We start from the raw sequence: 18,880 nt of genomic DNA on the forward strand, positions 1-18,880 counted from the left end.
GGGCGGCCCCGGGTATCGCGCAGCCCGCGCCGGCGAGCCGACCGTGCCGCACGACAGCGAATTCCCAGCCGCCGTCGGACGCCGGTCGGGCCAGGACGATTTCCGCCGCGCGCGCGATGGACGATAGCTGCTGGCAGCGGGCGAGGGCCTCGATGGTGGCGGCGAGACGATCGCGGGCCCGGGCCGCCGACTCGAAGCGGCGCAGGTCCACCAGGGCGGCAAGGCGCGTGTCCACAGCAGTCAGCAGCGCGCTGGAACTGCCGGTGATGAGGTCGTGCACGGCGCGGACCCGAGGGAGATAGTCGGGGAGGGTTTGCGGACGGTCGCTGGCACCGCGGCAGACGCCGGGAACGGCGGCGACGAGCGGGTCGGGAAGTGTCGCGGCGGCCGCCGGGCCGGCACAGAAGTGATGATCGGCCGAAGCCGCTAGGACGGCACAGGTGCGCAGGCCGGCGGCACCGGAGATCACGTCGGCGATGTCGGCAGCCAGCGCGCGACTGCGGACCGGGCCGATACTGACCGGGCCGGGTGTTCGGCTGACCTCGAGCCGGGGGAAGCGCTCGGCAGTCAGGGTGATCCACCAGCCGGCGTGCGCATTGCGGGAGCGGCGGTTGAAGCTCGGTTTGTGGACGGCCAGCAGGGTGAGCTCGCGGACGGCGGCTTCGAGGGCATGCGCGCACTCGATGTGGTCGACGCGTACGGCCAGAGTGACCATCTCGGCCATCCGTGCCCGCGTGTCCGCGCCGGTGAAGTAGCTGCTGACGCGGCGATGCAGATTGACGGCGGTCCCGATATAGAGGACTTCGTCGCCGGGTCCGCGAAAAATGTACACGCCGGGCCGGTGCGGCAGCCCGTCGGCCAGCGAACGTTTGGCGCGCAGGGCCGGGCTGGCCCGCGGTAGGTACTGGGTCAGGTCGCGATAGGTGCGGACCCCTTGGTTCCCGACGCGCTCGAGGAGCCGGTGCAGGACGTCGACGGTGGCGCGGGCGTCGTCGAGGGCGCAGTGGGTGGGCCTGACGGAGACGTCGAACAGTTCGGCCAGCGCGGAGAGTTTGACCGTTGGTGCCTCCTCTCGGGACAAGACGCGCCGCGCCAGCACCACGGTGCACAGCTGGGCGGGGAAGGGCCACCGAAGCTGCTGGCGGGCGGCCGCGCGTTTAAGGAAACCGACGTCGAATCGGGCGTTGTGGGCGACGAGGATCGCACCTCGGGCGAATTCGAAGAACGCGGGCAATACCTCGGTGATGCGCGGGGCGTCGTGCACCATTGCCGTCGTGATTCCGGTGAGGGACACGATCTGCGGGGGAATCGCGCGGCCGGGGTCGACGAGGGTAGCGAACTCGCCGAGCACCTGACCGCCGCGGATTTTGACCGCGCCGATCTCGGTGATGGCGTCGGACTCGGCGCTACCGCCGGTGGTTTCCAGGTCGACGATCACCAGCGTCGTTTCGAAGAGCGCGGTCGTGGCGAAGGCGTCGTCTTCGGGCAGATCAGCAAAGGTCAGTTGGCGCGGTGCGGATACACGGTCCAGGGACATAGGTCGGAGGCTATCGGTGCGCTCCGACACACAGATTTGTCGGAGGCCGGACCTACTCTTCAGTCAAGGTCGAGCCTTTCTGGTTCGTTCCCGGTGTGTCGATCTGGGGCAAGACCCCGGTCGGCCGCCCCTGAGACGCAAGTGAGAGGTAGATCACAATGAAGATTGACTGCGCCACCTGTCCGGGCCGCAATCGGGCCTGCGACGGCTGCCTGATGCAGGTCCTTTTCGACCCGATGAGCAGGGACTTTGGCCCCAGTCGCGAGGTCGGTGGGCCCGATCGGGAATTGCTGGATGCGGTGACTGTGCTGGCCGCCACACAGCTGATTTCGCCGTCGGTGGCACAGACCGCCAAATCGCGAATCGATACAGGTCAGAGTGCGGAATGGGCGATTGCGCGCCCGCATCTCCGGGCTGTCTGATGTGAAGCTCAAGACGATGTTGTCGCGTGTTCAGTGGACATTCGGGTGAAGAGTTTCGTAATCTTTCTGAGACCTTCCACGACGGAGGACCCCACTCGGGGGACTTTGGGAAGGGCACCGCCTAATTGTTTCGCTTCCAAAGCGGAACGAACCGGGGACCCACTTCTTTCCCTCAGCGAGGGAATCGGGGTGAATCGCGGGAGACCGCGTAGGGCCATCTTCTTCCGGCCCGAACCCGACAGCTAACCCGGTCGGCGGTAAGGAAGAACTACAAGGAGACCGTTTCCGTGGCGAAACACCGCATCGAACAGCCCAAGGCCGCGAAGACCGCCGTCGTTTCCGGCGCGCTCGCCGTGGGGGCCCTGGCGCTCGCCGCCAGCCCGGCCGACGCCGCCCCGATCTCGATCCCGGGCGTCGGTAGCTTTGACCTCCCGGGCGTCAATGAGAACCAGATCCCGCCGGAGTTCCAGCAGGGCAACGGTGGTGGCATCCTCAGCGCTCAGCCGAACCGCGCCCAGCGCGCCCTGCGCGCCGCCGAGTCGAAGATTGGTTCGCCCTACTCCTACGGTGCGGCCGGCCCGAATGCGTTCGATTGCTCGGGCCTGGTCTACTGGTCCTACAAGCAGGCTGGCAAGACCATTCCGCGCGACAGCTACGGTCAGCTCGGTGGCGGCCAGCCTGTCGCCTCGCTCGCTCAAGCCAAGGTCGGCGACGTCCTGATCTTCAATGGCGGCGGCCACGCGGGAATCTACGCTGGCAACGGTCAGTTCGTGCACTCGTCTACCTATGGTGTGCCGGTTAAGCGCGACACGGTCAAGGCCTGGGCTCTGACCGGTATCCGTCGCTACTGATCGGAACCGAGACTTTTGTCCGACGAGCCGTGCACACCGCGTACGGCTCGTCGACGGCTTTGGTAGGGGCATCCAGTAATGGCAACTTCTGACACTTTCCGCCGCCGGACGCGGCTCGCGATCTCCGTGGTGACCGCACTGGTGATTGCGGGTTCCATGGCGACCGCAGTACCCGCGGTTTCGGTCGCCGAGCCGCGCACCGCGCAGCAGGTGCTCGCGCGCTACAAGCAGCTCTCGATTAAGGCCGAGAAGTCCGCGGAAGCGATGAACGCGGCGCAGGTGGAACACACCAAACAGAACAAGATCGTGCAACAGCAGAACAAGGTCGCCGCTGGCGCGCAGGTTCGGCTGAACAAGGCCAATGAGCGGATGTCGTCCGCGCAAGGCAAGGTCGACGCTTTGGCGCGCGCCAGCTCGCGCGGCGTTCGCGTGAACCGCCTGTACGCGATGCTCGTCAGTGACTCGCCGCAGCACCTTCTGGACAATATGTCCAACCTGGAAGTAATTTCACGCCAGGCGGCCGGCGATGTGCGCGCGATCCGCGCAACCGCAGCCGAGGCGACGACCGCCAAGTTGACCGCCGAGCAGACCTCCGCCACCGCCGCCGGTGCGATGAAGGAAGCCGCGCGCAAACGCCGCGAACTGCAGACCACGCAGCAGCAGTTGCAGCTGGAATCGATTTCGATTCGGGCCATCTACGAATCGATGACCGGCGAGCAACTGGCCGCTCTGGCCGGGCCGAAGTACGATTTCGATCCGGCTTCGGTGCCCAAGGGCACCGCACCGGCTCTGGTTGCCGTCCAAGCCGTGCTCACCAAGATCGGTAAACCCTACGTGTGGGGCGCGATCGGTCCCGACTCCTTCGACTGTTCGGGGCTCATGGTGTGGGCGTACAAGCAGGCTGGTAAAACCATCCCGCGCACCAGTGAGGCGCAGATGGGCGGTGGCACCGCCGTCGATCGCAACGACCTCAAGCCCGGTGACCTGATCATCTACTACCCGGATGCCCACCACGTCGGCATGTACGTGGGCGATGGTTACGTCATCCACGCGTCGACGTTCGGCGTACCGGTTGCCGTTGTCCCCGTGGACAAGGGCGGTCCGTACTTCACTGCCCGACGGTACTGACGTTGCGCCGTGTGTTCAGCGCAGTTCTGGCGCTGACGGTCCTCGGCGGCGCGGTCAGCGGGTGTGGACAGGACACGGCGGCCCCGTCCCCGTCGTCGGCACTGGCGTCGATCTTCTCCACCCCGCCGAGCGTGTACGAGGAACAGCGTGCTGAGGGTGTCGGCGTGCTCCTCGACGAACTGAACAAGGTCCTCACCAGTGGTACCCGCGCGCAGCTCGACGCGCTGATCGATCCGCTCGCAGATCCGTCGTTCATCCGGTGGTGGCGGGAGGCGCAAGCTGATCTCAGCCCGAATGCCGTACTCGGCGCGGTACGCAGCAACACGCGACCCACGGGTACCACCGACGAGTCCGAACCTGACGTCGGGGAGACCACTGAGCGCACCACCGGGCGCACCGCGGGACGGTCCTCCTCCTCGTCCGGTGCGGTGTCGTCATCGAGTAGTAAACCTGTGTCCCGCGGCACCACTCTGGTGTTGCGTACGATGACGTACCAGCTCGCGCACAACTCCGGGCCCGATCGGTTGATCGGCGGTGAACTGGGCGTGAAGCTGACCGACGCCGGAAGCACTGATTCGTGGGTATCGGCGGTGAAGCTGACCTATGCGCTCGGCGGAGCGGTGGTGCCCGGGGTCGACGAACCCGAAATCGACCTGCCCGGCATGTTGGCGTTCAGCCGCTACACCGAGGGGTGGAAGCTGCTCGGCGACGCCACGGTGGCGCCCGATCCGACGGCGCAGACAGAGGAGTCGGGTCGGCCAGCGGAGGTTCCCCCCTGGCAGTTCGGCGGATTGCGGGCGGCCGACGTGCGTACCACCGGTGGGCAGTCGGCGGTGCTCTCGTATACCGGTACCGACCGGACCGTGGGCGTGGTGCGGACCGAATTGCCGGGGGCAGTCAGCGCGGTGTCCGACTTCTGGGGTCGTGACTGGAATCGGAAGGCGGTCGTGGTGGCGACTGCCACACCCCAACAGTTCGCGGCATTCACCCGTACAGCGTCCGGTTCGACGTCGGCTGCGGCCGCAGCGACCGTGTACTCCAGGATCGACGGCGGCACGAAGGCGGTGGTGGGCCAGCGAATTGTGCTGTCGCCGGCCGCAGCTCAGCTTTCTGCAACCGGGCTCGCGGTGGTGCTGCGACACGAGCTGTTCCATGTGGCCACGCGCCTGTCCACCGCGGAACAGGCGCCGATGTGGCTCACCGAAGGAGTGGCCGAGTACGTCGGTCGCCGCGGGACGCGCGCCAGTGTGACCGACCTGGCGCCCGACCTTGCCGTCCAGGTCGCCGCCGGTCGGCTCCCTGACACTTGGCCCACCGATGCGGCGTTCTCGGTGGATACGGCCGAGGCGCGTATCGCCTACCAGACGGCGTGGTCGTTCGCGGCGTTCGTGGCCGACACGTACGGCGACGATCGGTTGAAGCAGATGTACTTGGCGGTGGCCCAGGGCGACGACACGAAGATTGCCGCGGCCCTACAGCAAACGCTGGGAGAGACGCAGGACGAACTGATCACGGCCTGGCAGCGTTGGCTGAAGCGGGAGGTGCGCTGATGCACCGGACGCTGTTGGTCACCAACGACTTCCCGCCGCGTCCTGGCGGGATTCAGTCGTATTTGGAGAACCTGATCGCGCATCTGCCCGCCGACGACGTGATCGTGTACGCGCCGCGCTGGAAGGGGTGCGAAGCGTACGACGCGGCCGCGCCGTATCGGATCGTCCGACATCGCACGACGCTCATGCTGCCCACCGCGTCGGTGGCGCGTCGAGCGGCAAAGTTGGTGCGCGACAACGAGATTCACACCGTCTGGTTTGGGGCGGCGGCTCCGCTCGCGGTGCTGGGTCCGGTGTTGCGGACGGCCGGCGCGCAGCGGATCGTGGCGAGCACGCACGGGCACGAGGTCGGCTGGTCGATGCTCCCGGGCTCCCGCCAGGTACTTCGCCTCATCGGTGAGACGGCCGACGTGATCACCTATGTCAGTCGTTACACGCGGGGCCGGTTCGCCTCGGCGTTCGGCCGGTGGGGCGCGCTGGAGTACCTGCCCTGCGGTGTGGATGTCGACCGATTCGCACCGAATCGGCTTGCGCGGGAAGAACTCCGGGAGCGTTACGGACTGGGGGAGGCTCCCGTGGTGATGTGTCTGTCCAGGCTCGTCCCGCGCAAAGGACAGGACATCCTGATCAATGCCATGCCGCAGTTGGTCGCCGCGGTGCCGGACGTGCATCTGATGATCGTCGGTGGTGGTCCCTACGGCGACCACCTGCGCAAACTCGCTGTGGAGAGCGGTGTCTCCGACCGGATCACCTTCACCGGCTCCGTGCCTGCCGCCGAACTCGCTGGGCACCACGCCATGGCCGATGTCTTCGCCATGCCGACCCGAACCCGCGGCGGCGGACTGGATGTCGAAGGCTTGGGCATCGTATTCCTGGAGGCGTCCGCCTGCGGGGTTCCCGTCGTCGCCGGTGACTCCGGCGGCGCACCGGAGACTGTCCGGCCCGGCGAGACGGGGCTGGTCGTGGACGGTCGCAACGTCGACCAGGTGGCCACCGCCATCATCGACTTGCTCGCCGACCCTGTGCGCGCGCGTGCGATGGGGGCTGCCGGACGCGAGTGGACCGTCAACCACTGGCAGTGGCGCCACCAGGCAGCCCGGCTCCAGCAACTCCTCTGATCTGGCAGGGGGAGGGAAGCGGCCCGAACGCTACTTCCGGTAGATCTTGTCGATCTGGCGATCGAACTTTTCGGCGACCACCTTGCGCTTGACCTTGAGTGTCGGAGTCAGTTCTCCGGTCTCTTCGGTGAAGTCGTCCTTCAGAATCCGGAACTTTTTGATGGCTTCGGCGTGCGAGACGGTGGCGTTGGCCTCGTCGATGGCGGTCTGCAGATCGGCATGCAGGTCCGGGTCGCGGACGAGGACGCGAATGCTGGTTTCCGGGTCCTTGCCGTGGCGCTGCAGCCAGCCGGGAACCTCCTCGGCGTCGAGCGTCAGCAAGGTACCGATGAACGGATGTTGATCACCGACCACCATGGCTTGGGAGATCATCGGGTGGGCGCGCATGATGTCTTCCAGCGGGGCTGGCGAGACGTTTTTGCCGCCGGCGGTGACGATGATTTCTTTCTTCCGTCCGGTGATTGTGAGGAAACCGTCTTCGTCGAGAGTGCCCAGGTCGCCGGTGTGGAACCACCCGTCAGTGAGGGCCTCGGCGGAGGCGTCCGGATTCTGCCAGTAGCCGTCAAAGACAACGGCGCCGCTCAGGAGGACCTCGCCGTCCTCGGCGATGCGGGCCGCATTGCCCGGGATGGGACGTCCGACGGTGCCCATGCGGACCTGCGCAGGGGTGTTCACGGTGATCGCTGCGGTGGTCTCGGTGAGGCCGTAGCCCTCGTACACCGGAATCCCCACGCCGCGGAAGAAGTGGCCGAGTCGTGCGCCGAGCGGGGCGCCGCCGGAAATCGCGAACTCGCATCGGTCGCCGAGCGCAGCCTGCAGCTTGGCGTAGACGAGGCGGTCGTACAGCTTATGTCGCAGATCGAGGAGAAAGCCCGGCGAGCCGTGGTCTTGAGCCTGTGAGAAGGCGATCGCGGTGCTGGCGGCGCGATCGAAAATCTTGCCCTTAATCGCGGAGCTATCGTACGCCTTTTGCCGCGCCGAGTTGTAGACCTTCTCGAAGACGCGGGGCACCGAGAGAATCAACGAGGGGCCGAAGACCTCGAAAGTGGGCAGCAGGTTCTTGATGTCGGAGGTGTACCCGACGGCGACACCTGCCTCGATGGCGATCAGATTGACTCCGCGTGCCAGGACGTGGGCCATCGGGAGGAACAGCAGTAGGCGCTTGTCCTCGTTCAACAAGGGGGACAGTGAGGTGTCCAGGACTCCGCCGACCTCGCCGAGCAGATTTGAGTGCGCCAGCATGACGCCCTTGGGGCGGCCGGTGGTGCCCGATGTGTAGATCAGGGTGGCGGGAGAGTCGGCGCGCAGCGAGCGTCGTCGTGCCTCGAGTTCAGCGTCGGTCACCGAGGTGCCGGCCGCAGTGAGTTGCTCGATCAGGTCCGGGCCTTGCTTGGGGGCGATCGTGAACACCAAGGTGGCGGCGGTGACGTGCTCGACGTCGTCGAGCAGCTTCCGCTTGGCCTCGTTCTCGACGATGATGCCGACCGCATTCGAATCCTCCATGATCCAGTCGACCTGTGCGGCGGCCGACGAGTCATAGATGGGGACCGGAGTGGCGCCGGTGCTCCAGATGGCGAAGTCGAGGAGCGTCCATTCCAAGCGGGTAGCTGACATCAGGGCCACGCGGTCGCCGGGGTTGACGCCCGAGGCGATCAGTCCCTTGGCGATGGCGCGGATCGTTGCGACGGCGTCGGCCGCCGTGACCGGGAGCCACTGGCCGCCGTCTTGGCGAAGGAATACTGTCCGACCGGGTGCGGTGGCGGCGGCGTCGTAGATGACGTCCGTCGCGTTGCGCTCGGACGGAGTGATGAACCGTGCGGGTACGCGGCATTCGGGCATGAGCTTTGCCCCCCTTTGGGATGCGGTCGGCCAGTAGAGTCGATCTACTCTATCGCCGCCCGTCGGGCGGCGGATCAGGACGGTCGGCTTGGGCTGCTCGGGGCCGATGTGTGATGCTTAGCGGGTGACGACCATCCAGGTGGCTGACGAGACCTTCGTCGCTGCGGCCCCGTCCGCGGCCGGGGCCGTAGTGAACGATCCGGTGCGCTGGCGTCGATGGTTCGGCGATCTGCGTTTGGACGTCGTCGAGGACCGCGGCCATGCGGGAGTGCGCTGGCGGGTCGACGGGCCCGTGGCGGGCACCATGGAGATCTGGTGCGAAGCAGTGCTCGACGGTTTTGTTCTGCACTACTATCTGCACGCCGATCCGACGACGCCGTGGCCGAGCGAGCCAGCGGCCGCGATGGCGGCCATCGCCGACGCCAACAAGCAGCGGCGAGTCGCCGGTAAACAGATGTCGTTCGAGGTGAAAGCTCTGCTGGAAGCCGGTCGTGAGATCGGTGGCCCGGCCGCGGGTGAGGACACCCATGGCTGACCACACCGAGCGGTCCATCGTGATCGGCGCCGACGTCGCCGAGGTGTTGGCGGTGATCGCCGACTTCGACGCCTACCCGCAGTGGGTGGGTGCCACCCGCGCGGTATCGGTGCTCGAGCGCGATGCGCAGGGCCGCGGACGGCGCGTGCGGTTTGAACTCGACGCCGGGGTGCTGACCGATGTGTACGTCCTGGACTACGACTGGGCACCCGATGGCACCGGTGTCGCCTGGCGGCTGGAGTCCAGTGAACTGCAGCGCGATCAGCAGGGTTCCTATGGGCTGGAGCAGCAGGTGCCCGGCTCCACCAAGGTGACCTACCGCCTGACCGTGGATCTGAAGATTCCCATGATCAGCCAGCTCAAGCGCCGCGCCGAGAAGGCGATCACCGAATCGGCGCTGTCCGATCTGAAGAAGAGGGTCGAAGGCTGATCGATCTGGCGCCCATTCACCTGGTGTTCGGCCCCGCCGGATCAGGGATTTCGGCGCTGTCGGCGGCGGGGGCGGTGGAAGCGGCCGATGCTGGCCGCGCCCCGCACCGCGCCGGTCCGCTCAACCTGGGCAATGGTGGCGATACTCTGCTGCTGACTGTCGATCCGCGTTCGCCGATGCCGCAGTGGCTGGGGGTCTTCCGGGTGCCCGACGAGCCGGTCGCGGTGACGGCCGACCTGGACCTGCTGCATCTGGATCCACTGACTGTGTCCGAGCGATCGTGGTCGGATTTCACCGGGGCGCTGAACGCGGCCGGTGCCGCGCGGCACCTACTTCCGGTGGTCGATTCGATCGCGGGGATCGACGCGGGGGAACTGACCGGTCTGCCCGGCATCGTCGACTTTCTGCTGCTGCGGGCGATCAGTGCGGCCGCCAACTCCGGTCGCTGGCAGCGGGTGGTGGTCGATTTGTCGGGGATCGGCGATCCCTTCGCACTGTTGCGGGCGCCGACGGTGCTGGCCGCTGCGATCGACCGGTTGTGGCCGCGACACCTGCGGATGGCTGAATCGGCGGAGAAGCCCGCGCTGGCTCCGCTGGCGGTCGCGATCGACAGTATCTACCGCGACTGCCAGGATCTGGCTGAACTGCTTGTCGATCCGACGGTGACCGCCGCGCACCTGGTGCTGCCCGGCGGAGAGCGCGGTGCGCTGACCGCGCCGGATTATCTGGCGATGACCGAACTCATGGGGCTGCCGCTCCGCTCGGTGCTGGTGAATGCTGGTGCGAGTAGTCGGGACACTGAGGCGGCCGAGGCCACAGTGCGGACGATACTCGGCCCGGACGCTGGCTCGTCGGTGTCGGTCCGGACGGTGGCCGCCCAGGACTGCGAACCGACCAGGATGTCGGCGCTGCGCAAACTTGACATCACTTGGCCAGCGCCGAACGGGCGTTCGCGGGGCGCGTCGGCGTTGCGGGTCGACGACGTGGGCGGCGACGGGCTGGACGCGGTGTACGAACTACGGTGGCGGCAGAGCCTGCCTGACCCCTCGGCGCTGGCCCTGGGCCGTTCGGGGGATGACTTGCTGGTCACCATCGCCGGCTTCCGTCAGCCGGTGCGACTGCCGTCGGTACTGCGGCGCTGCCAGGTGGCCGGCGCGGACTGGAACGGCCGGGAACTCGTGGTGACCTTCACTCCCGATCCGGCGGTCTGGCCGCAGCGGTGACCGGGTAAACTTGCCCTCTCACCACGACCGCAGACAAGGGAACCGCCGCGAGATGACCGATACACCGGGGAGCAGTGCCGGAGGCGCCGACGGCGATCCGCTGCATGCCCTGCTGCTTGGTTTCGCGACCCAGATCGAACAAATCGCCGGTGTGATCGGCGGTGTCGGCGCCGAGGATGTGATTGGCGTCGATTCCCCGCTGCACGGGCTGATTGGTGAACTCGGCTCGGCGGCCACGGAACTGGGCGACCTGCTGTCTCGCCTGCTCTCGGTGCTCGTTGCACTGTTGCAGGCGATCTCCGAGGCGCTCAAGTCGTCGCCAGCGTCCGCCCGCCCCGCTGCGGCCACGTCGTTCCAGGCAATTCCGGTCAGGATCACCGCCGCACCCGCCCATCCGTGACACCCTTGATCGTTGTGGGCGCTTCGACCAACGATCTGACTATCGGAATCGACATCGGCGGCACCAGCGTGCGCGCGGCGGTGGTCGATTCGCACGGCAGCATGCTCGATACCCTGCGGGCGGCGACGCCGCCCACCGTGTCGGCCCTGGAGCACTGCCTGGACCGGATGGTGACCGAATTGCGCGATCGGTGGTCGGCGCAGGCAGTCGGGTTGGCTATCGCTGGATTCCTGTCGCCGGACCGCCAGGTGGTGCGGTTCGCGCCGCATTTGCCGTGGCGTGAGGCGCCAGTACCGGCGGCCATGTCGGCGCGGCTGGGGCTGCCCGTGTTCGCCGAGCACGATGCGAACTCGGCGGCGGTGGCCGAACTGCATTTCGGCGCGGCGGCCCGCGGCAACAATACGCTGGTGATGACTCTCGGCACGGGCATCGGCGCGGGCATGCTGATGGGGGGTCAGCTCTACCGAGGCACCTTCGGAGTGGCGCCGGAGCTTGGCCATATCGTTGTGGTTCCCGATGGGCGTCCGTGTTCGTGTGGAAAGCGAGGATGTCTCGAAAGGTATTGCAGCGGAACAGCTTTGGTCGACACCGTGATTGAGCTGCTGGCGCGCGACGATATGGGACATTCGGTGCTCGCCGCGGAATCGGCAGCTGATCCGGGGTCGCTGACCGGGCGTCGGGTGGCGGCCGCGGCAGCCGAAGGAGACCCGGTCGCGGTGGCGGCGTTCGCGTCCCTCGCACACTGGCTGGGGCAGGGTATGGCCCTGATCGCCGATGTCTTTGACCCCGATTTGATCGTGATTGCAGGGGGGCTGGGGATGGCGGCCGGGCTGTACTTGGATGAGGCGCGCGAGCATTATGCGTCAATGGTCACCGGCGCCGGACATCGTCAGCTGGCACGTATTCGGTCCACTCAGCTTGGCGAGAACGCGGGGCTGATTGGCGCCGCGCAGGTGGCCCGGACCGATCTGGCTGCAGGGCTCGCACCAGGCGGTCCGATCACCAGCCCGCGTGAGTAGAGTGGCAACTCATACCAGCGCGCCCGGAGACGATGGTGCGGCAAGCCCGGCAGGAAGCAGGTCGTCGATGACGTCGATGTGGTATTTCTTCTTCAAATCCATCCTCATGGGGCCCTGGATGTGGCTGATGGGCAGGCCCAAAGTGGAGGGCCGGAAGAACATTCCTCAGCGCGGACCCGCGTTGTTGGCGAGCAATCATCTGGCCGTTGTTGACAGCTTCTATCTGCCGATGGCGTCCCGCCGCCGGATCTTCTTCCTGGCCAAGAGTGAGTACTTCACCTCTCCGGGACTCAAGGGGCGCTTCCAGAAGTGGTTCTTCTCGGCTTCGGGTCAGATCCCTATCGACCGCTCGGGGGCGAGTGCTGCCGCAGATGCACTGGCTGCGGGGCGGCGGGTGCTCGAATCTGACCGGCTGCTGTGTCTGTACCCGGAGGGCACGCGGTCGCCGGACGGTCGGCTATACAAGGGGAAGACGGGTCTGGCCCGGATGGCACTGGAATGCGGTGTTCCGGTGATTCCGGTAGCGATGATCAATACCGATCACATCAACCCGCCGGGCACAGTGTTGCCGCGGCCCACCCGCATCGGCGTACGGTTCGGCGAACCGCTGGATTTCTCCCGCTACGAGGGGATGGCAGGCAACCGCTTCATCGAACGGGCCGTGACCGACGAAATCATGTACGCGCTGATGGCTTTGAGTGGTCAGCAGTATGTCGACGTCTATGCGGCGAGTCTGAAAGAGTCGCCTGCCGAAAAGGCTTGAGCCACAACAGAATCAGGAAGGCAAACGCCCACAGCAAGTAGGCGTTGCCGACCACCTGCTGCCACCACGACCATGTGGTGACGTCCGCTGGCATGAGTTGAAACGGGCCGATGGCGAAGATTGGGATGCCGGCTACGCCAAGGGCTCCGTACAGGCGCGTGGTCCACGCTGACGGCGAATGTCCGGCCACGACGAGGCACGCGAGGATCGCCGGCAGTGACCAGACCCAGTGATGCGACCAGGTGGTCGGTGCCACCAGCAGGCCCCAGAACGCGACTATGCAGGCTGCGAGCACGGCATTGATGTCGTCGCGCGGGGTCGGGTTCACGCGGAAGGCAGCAGCCGGTCGGGTGCGGTAGAGGGCGATCGCCGCCAGCGCGGTGATCACGAGCGCCGACATCACCCAGGCAGCCGGAGCTACCGGATTCTCCGGGCCAAGCAGGCGCAGCCAGGCGCCGTTGAAGTTTTGGTTGATCGGGCCTTCGGGTACGCCGATCCGGCCGGTGTGAAAGAGCGTGTCGGTCCAGTACTGGAGTGAGTCGCCGGGCAGCCAGACTGCGGCGATCGCGGCGGCGAGAAGAAAAGTGGTCACGCCGGTCCACATCGCCCGCCATTTGCTGGCGGCGGCGAAGACGATGAGGAAGACCAACGGCGTCAGTTTGATAGCGGAAGCGAGTCCGATCAGGGTGCCGCGCAGACCACTCGTCGCGGCCGATGGGGTGCGGCCCAGGACAAAGAGGTCGACAACGATAATCACGAGCAGGATCAGGTTGATCTGACCGAAGCTCAGTGTCATGCCGAACGGATTGCACCAGACCGCGCCTGCTGCGATGAGCAGGGCCAGCACGGTGCGGTTGGCGCGCGTACCGATGTGCAGCATGCGCAGGAACACCACCGTGACATAGACCAGGCAGAGGGCGCTGATCACCGACAGCATGACACCGCCGGTGTCCAGGGAGATCATGCCCAACGGGGTGAATAGCAGCGCGGCGAATGGTGGATAGGTGAACGGCAGCCAGATACCGTCGGTGGTGAACGGCAGTGAGCCGTCGGCGTACAGACTGATGCCTTGATGCCACAGCTGCCCGCCGAGGCGGTACACGTCCAGGTCGAAGCGGGTGCGTGTCCCGAAGCTCGAGGTGCCGGGGACGCCAACGATCTGGAGAGTCGTCGAGGTGGCGAAGAGTGCCGAGGCGAGGATCCAGACGATCGCGCCGGGGCGCCAGTCGCGCAACCGGCTCGCCGTCGTACGTGCTCGCGAAGCCATGGAAGGTAACGGTAATTGATACCGTCCCACCGAGGGCAGCGAGCCGGTCGAATTCGGTGGGACGGCCGATGGTGGATAATCGGCTGTCGTGCGTTACTTCTGCGACTGCGAGTTCATCGAAGACGGCATCACGATCGAGCTCGTGTCGATCGGCGTGGTGTCCGAGGATGGCCGGGAATTCTATGCGGTCTCCACCGAGTTCGACCCGAACCGGGCCGGTCCGTGGGTGCGGGCCAATGTGCTCGACAAGCTGCCGTCCCCGTCGGACAAGGTCTGGAAGGGCCGCAGACAGATTCGTGACGAGCTCCTTGAGTTCTTGACTTCGGGGCCCGGGGAGGTGGAGCTGTGGGCCTGGGTCGGGGCCTACGACCACGTGGTGTTGTGTCAGCTGTGGGGGTCGATGGTGGATCTGCCCGCTGCGCTGCCTCGGTTCACCCGGGAGCTGCGTCAGCACTGGGAAGCAGCGGGCAGCCCGCCGTTGCCGGCGACTCAGAAGGACGCGCACAGTGCGCTGGTCGATGCGCGGCAGAATCTGCTGCGCTGGCAGGCGATCGAGGCGCCGCGCGAGGGCTGAGCCTGCGCGGGGCGGCCGGTGCTGGTCGGCTGCGCGGCACGCCGGGACACAGGTTACTGTGGAACCCGTGGTGAACTGGACCGTAGACGTGCCGATCGACGACCTTCCGGAGCTTCCTCCGCTTCCCGGAAAGCTGGCGGACGAGTTCGCCGACGTGCTAGCCCGGTCCGCGCTCCAGCAGCCCGAATGGTCGGCCGAAGAGGCCCGCAAGATGCGGACGGTGCTGGAGAGTGTGCCGCCGATCTGCATGCCGTCGGAGGTCCAGTCGCTGGCTGCGCAACTCGCCGAGGTGGCCTGCGGCCGCGCGTTCTTGTTGCAGGGTGGCGACTGTGCCGAGACCTTCGCGGCGAACACCGAGCCGCATATCAAGGCCAACATCCGCACTCTGCTGCAGATGGCCGTTGTGCTGACGTACGGCGCGAGCATGCCGGTGGTGAAGGTGGCCCGGATCGCTGGCCAGTACGCGAAGCCGCGGTCGGCCAACACCGACTCGCTCGGTCTGCTGAGTTACCGCGGCGACATGGTCAACGGCCTGGAAGCCGATGAGACTGCGCGCGTGCACGACCCGTCGCGATTGGTGCGCGCGTACGCGAATGCCGCTGCCGCGATGAACCTGGTGCGTGCGCTGACCGGAAGCGAGGCCCGCCTCGCTCGGGTGCACGACTGGAACCGCACCTTTGTGCGGACCTCGCCGGCCGGTGCCCGCTACGAGGCGCTGGCCGCGGAGATCGATCGCGGCCTGCGGTTTATGGATGCCTGCGGAGTCAGTGACTCCTCGCTGGAGTCGGCCTCGATCTTCGCCTCGCACGAGGCATTGGTGATGGACTACGAGCGTGCCCTGCTGCGTCTGGCCGATGATCCGAACGGTGGTGACGATCCGGTGCTCTACGATCTGTCGGCGCATTTCCTGTGGATCGGCGAGCGGACTCGGCAACTCGACGGCGCGCACATCGCGCTGGCGAAAATGATCGCCAACCCGATCGGCGTCAAGATCGGTCCCACGACGACGCCGGAGCAGGCCGCCGAGTATGTGGAACTGCTCGATCCGGATAATCGTCCGGGCCGCCTCACCCTGGTCGCCCGGATGGGTAACGACAAGGTGCGCACCGTGCTGCCGGCCATCGTCGAGGCGGTGGAAGCCACCGGTCATAAGGTGATCTGGCAGTGCGACCCGATGCACGGCAACACGCACACCGCGTCCAACGGCTTCAAGACGCGGCATTTCGATCGAGTCGTCGACGAGGTGCAGGGCTTTTTCGAGGTGCACCATGCCCTGGGCACCCACCCGGGCGGCATTCACATCGAGCTGACCGGTGAGGACGTCACCGAGTGTCTCGGCGGCGCCCAAGACCTGTCCGATCTGGATTTGGAGAGTCGCTACGAGACCGCGTGCGATCCGCGACTGAATACCCAGCAGTCGCTGGAGCTGGCGTTCCTGGTCGCGGAGATGTTGCGCGGCTGAGCGGCGATGACCGACCGGGCGCAGCACCCGAACCGATCGTCGGGATCTATCGGACTGCCCGATCCGGCGGCTTCGGGTGACAGCTGGCCGCGGACTAACCGGATCCTGACGATCATCGCCAGTGTCGTGCTGGTGCTGATGTCGCTCACGACCGTGGTGTTCACCGCGATCTATTTCCTCAGCAGCGGTATCTGCGGCATGTCGTGTGACGCGGCATGGACCCTCTTCGGCCGAGCGATGACCGCCCTGGTGGTCGGCGTGGTGCTGACCGGGGCGGGGGTGATCGGTGCGCTGGTCTGGCGGCGTTGGTCCAGTTGCTTCCTCGCGCTGGCCATCATGATCCTCGTGGTCACCTGGTTCGTGATGTCGGCAATCGCCTCCACCCCACTCGATCAGGTGCTCGCTGCCTGGCCTCAGTAGGGCTGTGGCAACGGCGGAATCGTCTACGAGGTCAGCATGGCGCCCAGCGCCCAGCCGCCGGCGGCCAGGCTGGCGGCGATCAGCAAGACGATCACTGTCCACGCGAAGGCAGCCACGCCACTGGTGGCCTGAGTGAATGAGGCCGGATCGACGTCGGTCGGGTCCGGGGCCCGGAGCCTCTGGGCAGCTGGGGGCCTTCGCCCGTCCGGGTAGTGCTCGTCGTAATCAGTGTCGCCGTAGTCGGCCGGGGCGTAGTCCGCGGCGTCGTCTCCGATGTCGTCGTCTCCGATGTCGTCGTATCCGAAGTCCTCGTATCCGAAGTCCTCGGTCGCCGGATCGGTGTTCGGGTCGCGTTCGGCGGGACGTTGGGGGGCGACGGGGCGGGCGATCGCCGAGGTGACGCGCGCCGACGCCTGTTGCGGGGCGGGCACGGTGAACGGGGGGAGGCCCAGATCGTCGACGGCGTCGAGCAGGGCATGCTGCATGGCAAAGGCGTCGTCGTACCGGAGGTCGGGGTCGCGTTCGGTGGCACGTAGCACGATCTCGTCGATCAGCGGCGGGATGCCAGCGATCACGTCGCTGGGTGCGGGCACGTCGTAACTGAGCCGCTGATAGGCCAGAGCGAGCGGAGTGGCGCCGCTGAACGGTTGCCGACCGGTGAGTAGTTCGAAGAACAAGACGCCGGCCGAGTAGACGTCGCTGCGGGCATCGATGTCGGTGGAACTGACCTGCTCGGGAGAGAGGTAGGCGGCGGTACCGAGGATGATGCTGGCCGAGGTGACACCGGCTTCGGCGACTGCACGGACCAGACCGAAGTCGGCGACCTTCACGTCACCGGTATCGGAGATGAGGATGTTCTCCGGCTTCACATCGCGGTGTACCAGGCCGGCCCGATGCGCGGTGCCCAGGCCGCCGAGGGTGGGGATACCAATGCTGGCGACCGCGTGCGGAGGCATCGGTCCGCGTTCGCGGAGCAACTCGCGCAGACTGCCGCCGCGGACGAGTTCCATGACAAGGAAGGCGATGTCGCCGTCGATGCTCTGGTCGTAGACGGCGACCAGCCCGGGATGGCTGAGTCCGGCGACGGCGCGGGCCTCGAATTCGAATCGGCGCAAGAATTGCGGATCGCCGACATACCGGCTGTCCATCACCTTGACAGCGACGCGGCGCCCTAGCCGCAGATCGGTGCCGACATACACCGAGGACATGCCGCCGCGGGCGATCGGCGCATCGATGCGGTAGCGGCGTTCGAGCACGCGGCCCAGCAGCGGATCGTCGGGGGAACTCACGGTAGGTGAATCTACCGTGACCGGCGGGACAAACGTTGGACCCGAGCAGCGGTGAATCTTCCGGTAAGGTTCCGTCCCGTGAGTTCCCTTCCGCTGTCCATCGGCATCCTTTCCGACGACGCCGAGGTGCTCAGCCTCGACGAGGCGGCTGATCATCTGCACGTCTCACCCAACCGGGTGCGCACACTGATCCGCGATCACAATCTGCTTGCTGCATCGCGCGGCGGCCAGCCCGTGATCCCAACGCTGTTTTTCGGCGAGGACGGTCATCTGGCCAAGCATTTCGAAGGTCTGGTGAACACCCTGATGGACGGCGGCTACTCGCGCGACGAGGCGATGCGCTGGTTCTTCACCGACTACGACGATTTGGGTATGCACCCGGCCCAGGCGCTGCACACGCATTCGGCGCGCGAAGTGATCCGGCGCGCGCAAGCCCAGGCTTTCTAGCAGTCGGCTTTTTCCTGGAATGGTGCGGAGCAGGTGGGCCGCGCTGTGTCTGGCCTACCCGGACGTGTTCGAAAACAGTTCGAACATTCTGTTGTCTTCACAACTCAGTGGGCGTACTCTGAGGATAGGGAATCAAGAAACCTGGTGTGACCAGCATGAATGCCGATTGGCGGGGGGTGGCCGTGATGAACGACGACGCTGCTTCGCCCGCGCTGGATGTGGCCGTGTTGCTGGAGGGGTTGTCGGCGGCGCAGTTGCTGGCGGTGCAGGAGGCTGCCGAGAAGCGCCTGCAGTCGGCGGCTCTGGTGGCCCAGAGTGAGGATGGCCTGCTCGATCTGCTGGCCTCGCGTGAGCGCACCCTGTGCGCACGGCAGGTGTTCGATGCCGCCCTGTATGTGGAGCTGAGTGATCGGGGCGCGTACCGGAAGGGCGGGTTCATTTCGATGCCAGCCTTGTACTCCGGTGGGCTGCGGTTGGGTAGTGGGGAGGCTCGGCGTCGTCGGGTGCTGGCGACCGAGTTGGGCCGGTTCACCACGATGACTGGGGAGCGCCGCGAACCCTCGCTGCCTGCGACCGAGGCTGCTGTCGCTGACGGGGAGATCGGCC

19 protein-coding genes, 1 pseudogene and 1 riboswitch are annotated in these 18,880 nt (G+C 66.5%); of the genes and pseudogenes, 16 read left to right on the forward strand and 4 right to left on the reverse strand.

Annotated elements, in window-relative coordinates; genetic code table 11:
• Positions 1-1,537, reverse strand: a 1,537-nt coding sequence (locus tag WAW85_RS00480; protein WP_422557709.1) for a DEDD exonuclease domain-containing protein, incomplete at its 3' end; no start/stop codon positions are given.
• 158 nt (positions 1,538-1,695) lie between these two features.
• On the opposite strand from WAW85_RS00480, the gene WAW85_RS00485 reads away from it, so the two are divergent.
• The 5 genes from WAW85_RS00485 to WAW85_RS00505 all read left to right on the forward strand — a co-directional run bounded on the left by WAW85_RS00485 (position 1,696) and on the right by WAW85_RS00505 (position 6,606).
• Complete coding sequence (locus WAW85_RS00485) at positions 1,696-1,959, forward strand: hypothetical protein (protein ID WP_422557710.1); 264 nt, start codon at positions 1,696-1,698, stop codon at positions 1,957-1,959.
• A gap of 108 nt (positions 1,960-2,067) precedes the next feature.
• A riboswitch (cyclic di-AMP (ydaO/yuaA leader) is annotated at positions 2,068-2,230 on the forward strand.
• Positions 2,231-2,246: 16 nt separating this feature from the next.
• On the forward strand, positions 2,247-2,810 hold the full coding sequence (locus WAW85_RS00490) for a C40 family peptidase (protein WP_422557711.1): 564 nt from the start codon (positions 2,247-2,249) through the stop codon (positions 2,808-2,810).
• A 78-nt stretch (positions 2,811-2,888) separates the two neighbouring features.
• Positions 2,889-3,938 carry a C40 family peptidase gene (locus WAW85_RS00495; protein ID WP_422557712.1) on the forward strand — a complete coding sequence of 350 codons (1,050 nt, stop codon included), beginning with the start codon at positions 2,889-2,891 and terminating at the stop codon, positions 3,936-3,938.
• Positions 3,939-3,949: 11 nt separating this feature from the next.
• The gene (locus tag WAW85_RS00500; RefSeq protein WP_422557713.1) at positions 3,950-5,488 is read left to right on the forward strand and encodes a peptidase MA family metallohydrolase; all 1,539 of its coding nucleotides are present in this window, start codon (positions 3,950-3,952) and stop codon (positions 5,486-5,488) included.
• Positions 5,488-6,606: a glycosyltransferase family 4 protein gene (locus WAW85_RS00505; protein WP_422557714.1), complete on the forward strand. Its 1,119-nt coding sequence runs from the start codon at positions 5,488-5,490 to the stop codon at positions 6,604-6,606. Before WAW85_RS00500 ends, WAW85_RS00505 begins: the two co-directional genes overlap by 1 nt.
• 30 nt (positions 6,607-6,636) lie before the next feature.
• Here WAW85_RS00505 and WAW85_RS00510 read toward each other — a convergent pair whose 3' ends face one another.
• Complete coding sequence (locus WAW85_RS00510; protein WP_422557715.1) at positions 6,637-8,445, reverse strand: AMP-dependent synthetase/ligase; 1,809 nt, start codon at positions 8,443-8,445, stop codon at positions 6,637-6,639.
• 124 nt (positions 8,446-8,569) lie between these two features.
• Here WAW85_RS00510 and WAW85_RS00515 point away from each other — a divergent pair, with 124 nt between their 5' ends.
• From WAW85_RS00515 to WAW85_RS00540, 6 genes are all read left to right on the forward strand, one after another.
• Positions 8,570-8,980: a hypothetical protein gene (locus WAW85_RS00515; RefSeq protein WP_422557716.1), complete on the forward strand. Its 411-nt coding sequence runs from the start codon at positions 8,570-8,572 to the stop codon at positions 8,978-8,980.
• Positions 8,973-9,410: an SRPBCC family protein gene (locus WAW85_RS00520; protein WP_422557717.1), complete on the forward strand. Its 438-nt coding sequence runs from the start codon at positions 8,973-8,975 to the stop codon at positions 9,408-9,410. The genes WAW85_RS00515 and WAW85_RS00520 overlap by 8 nt, the downstream gene beginning before the upstream one ends.
• Before the next feature lie 23 nt (positions 9,411-9,433).
• Positions 9,434-10,633, forward strand: coding sequence for an ArsA-related P-loop ATPase (locus WAW85_RS00525; RefSeq protein WP_422557718.1), 1,200 nt, complete (start codon positions 9,434-9,436; stop codon positions 10,631-10,633).
• A 52-nt stretch (positions 10,634-10,685) separates the two neighbouring features.
• A complete protein-coding gene (locus WAW85_RS00530; RefSeq protein WP_422557719.1) occupies positions 10,686-11,033 on the forward strand; it encodes a hypothetical protein in 348 nt (115 codons plus the stop codon).
• Between the two features lie 14 nt (positions 11,034-11,047).
• Positions 11,048-12,052 (forward strand): ROK family protein, encoded by a 1,005-nt coding sequence (locus WAW85_RS00535; RefSeq protein WP_422557720.1) that lies wholly within the window; start codon positions 11,048-11,050, stop codon positions 12,050-12,052.
• A gap of 76 nt (positions 12,053-12,128) precedes the next feature.
• Positions 12,129-12,815, forward strand: coding sequence for a lysophospholipid acyltransferase family protein (locus WAW85_RS00540; protein WP_422557727.1), 687 nt, complete (start codon positions 12,129-12,131; stop codon positions 12,813-12,815).
• Here the strand turns inward: WAW85_RS00540 and WAW85_RS00545 are convergent.
• A complete protein-coding gene (locus tag WAW85_RS00545; protein ID WP_422557721.1) occupies positions 12,727-14,082 on the reverse strand; it encodes a glycosyltransferase 87 family protein in 1,356 nt (451 codons plus the stop codon). The two genes, WAW85_RS00540 and WAW85_RS00545, sit on opposite strands and share 89 nt — an antisense overlap.
• A gap of 88 nt (positions 14,083-14,170) precedes the next feature.
• Between WAW85_RS00545 and WAW85_RS00550 the strand changes: the two genes are divergently transcribed.
• The 3 genes from WAW85_RS00550 to WAW85_RS00560 all read left to right on the forward strand — a co-directional run bounded on the left by WAW85_RS00550 (position 14,171) and on the right by WAW85_RS00560 (position 16,538).
• A complete protein-coding gene (locus WAW85_RS00550) occupies positions 14,171-14,656 on the forward strand; it encodes a polyadenylate-specific 3'-exoribonuclease AS (protein ID WP_422557722.1) in 486 nt (161 codons plus the stop codon).
• Positions 14,657-14,723: 67 nt separating this feature from the next.
• Entirely contained in the window at positions 14,724-16,118 is a 1,395-nt protein-coding gene (locus tag WAW85_RS00555) for a class II 3-deoxy-7-phosphoheptulonate synthase (RefSeq protein WP_422557723.1), read from the forward strand.
• A gap of 6 nt (positions 16,119-16,124) precedes the next feature.
• Complete coding sequence (locus WAW85_RS00560) at positions 16,125-16,538, forward strand: hypothetical protein (protein WP_422557724.1); 414 nt, start codon at positions 16,125-16,127, stop codon at positions 16,536-16,538.
• Between the two features lie 23 nt (positions 16,539-16,561).
• Here the strand turns inward: WAW85_RS00560 and WAW85_RS00565 are convergent, their stop codons facing one another.
• Entirely contained in the window at positions 16,562-17,827 is a 1,266-nt protein-coding gene (locus WAW85_RS00565) for a protein kinase domain-containing protein (RefSeq protein ID WP_422557725.1), read from the reverse strand.
• Between the two features lie 78 nt (positions 17,828-17,905).
• Here WAW85_RS00565 and WAW85_RS00570 point away from each other — a divergent pair, with 78 nt between their 5' ends.
• Entirely contained in the window at positions 17,906-18,274 is a 369-nt protein-coding gene (locus WAW85_RS00570; RefSeq protein WP_422557726.1) for an Rv2175c family DNA-binding protein, read from the forward strand.
• A gap of 146 nt (positions 18,275-18,420) precedes the next feature.
• Positions 18,421-18,880 (forward strand): annotated as a pseudogene (locus WAW85_RS00575) (HNH endonuclease); the annotation flags it as partial.

It is taken from the genome of Gordonia sp. (in: high G+C Gram-positive bacteria) (assembly GCF_049299075.1).
Classification (GTDB): Bacteria; Actinomycetota; Actinomycetes; order Mycobacteriales; family Mycobacteriaceae; genus Gordonia.

Coding starts and splice junctions, on each gene's coding strand:
- WAW85_RS00505 (WP_422557714.1), top strand. CDS start 5,488: ATGCACCGGACGCTGTTGGTCACCAACGACTTCCCGCCGCGTCCTGGC.
- WAW85_RS00485 (WP_422557710.1), top strand. CDS start 1,696: ATGAAGATTGACTGCGCCACCTGTCCGGGCCGCAATCGGGCCTGCGAC.
- WAW85_RS00520 (WP_422557717.1), top strand. CDS start 8,973: ATGGCTGACCACACCGAGCGGTCCATCGTGATCGGCGCCGACGTCGCC.
- WAW85_RS00560 (WP_422557724.1), top strand. CDS start 16,125: ATGACCGACCGGGCGCAGCACCCGAACCGATCGTCGGGATCTATCGGA.
- WAW85_RS00530 (WP_422557719.1), top strand. CDS start 10,686: ATGACCGATACACCGGGGAGCAGTGCCGGAGGCGCCGACGGCGATCCG.
- WAW85_RS00510 (WP_422557715.1), bottom strand. CDS start 8,445: ATGCCCGAATGCCGCGTACCCGCACGGTTCATCACTCCGTCCGAGCGC.
- WAW85_RS00495 (WP_422557712.1), top strand. CDS start 2,889: ATGGCAACTTCTGACACTTTCCGCCGCCGGACGCGGCTCGCGATCTCC.
- WAW85_RS00540 (WP_422557727.1), top strand. CDS start 12,129: ATGTGGTATTTCTTCTTCAAATCCATCCTCATGGGGCCCTGGATGTGG.
- WAW85_RS00545 (WP_422557721.1), bottom strand. CDS start 14,082: ATGGCTTCGCGAGCACGTACGACGGCGAGCCGGTTGCGCGACTGGCGC.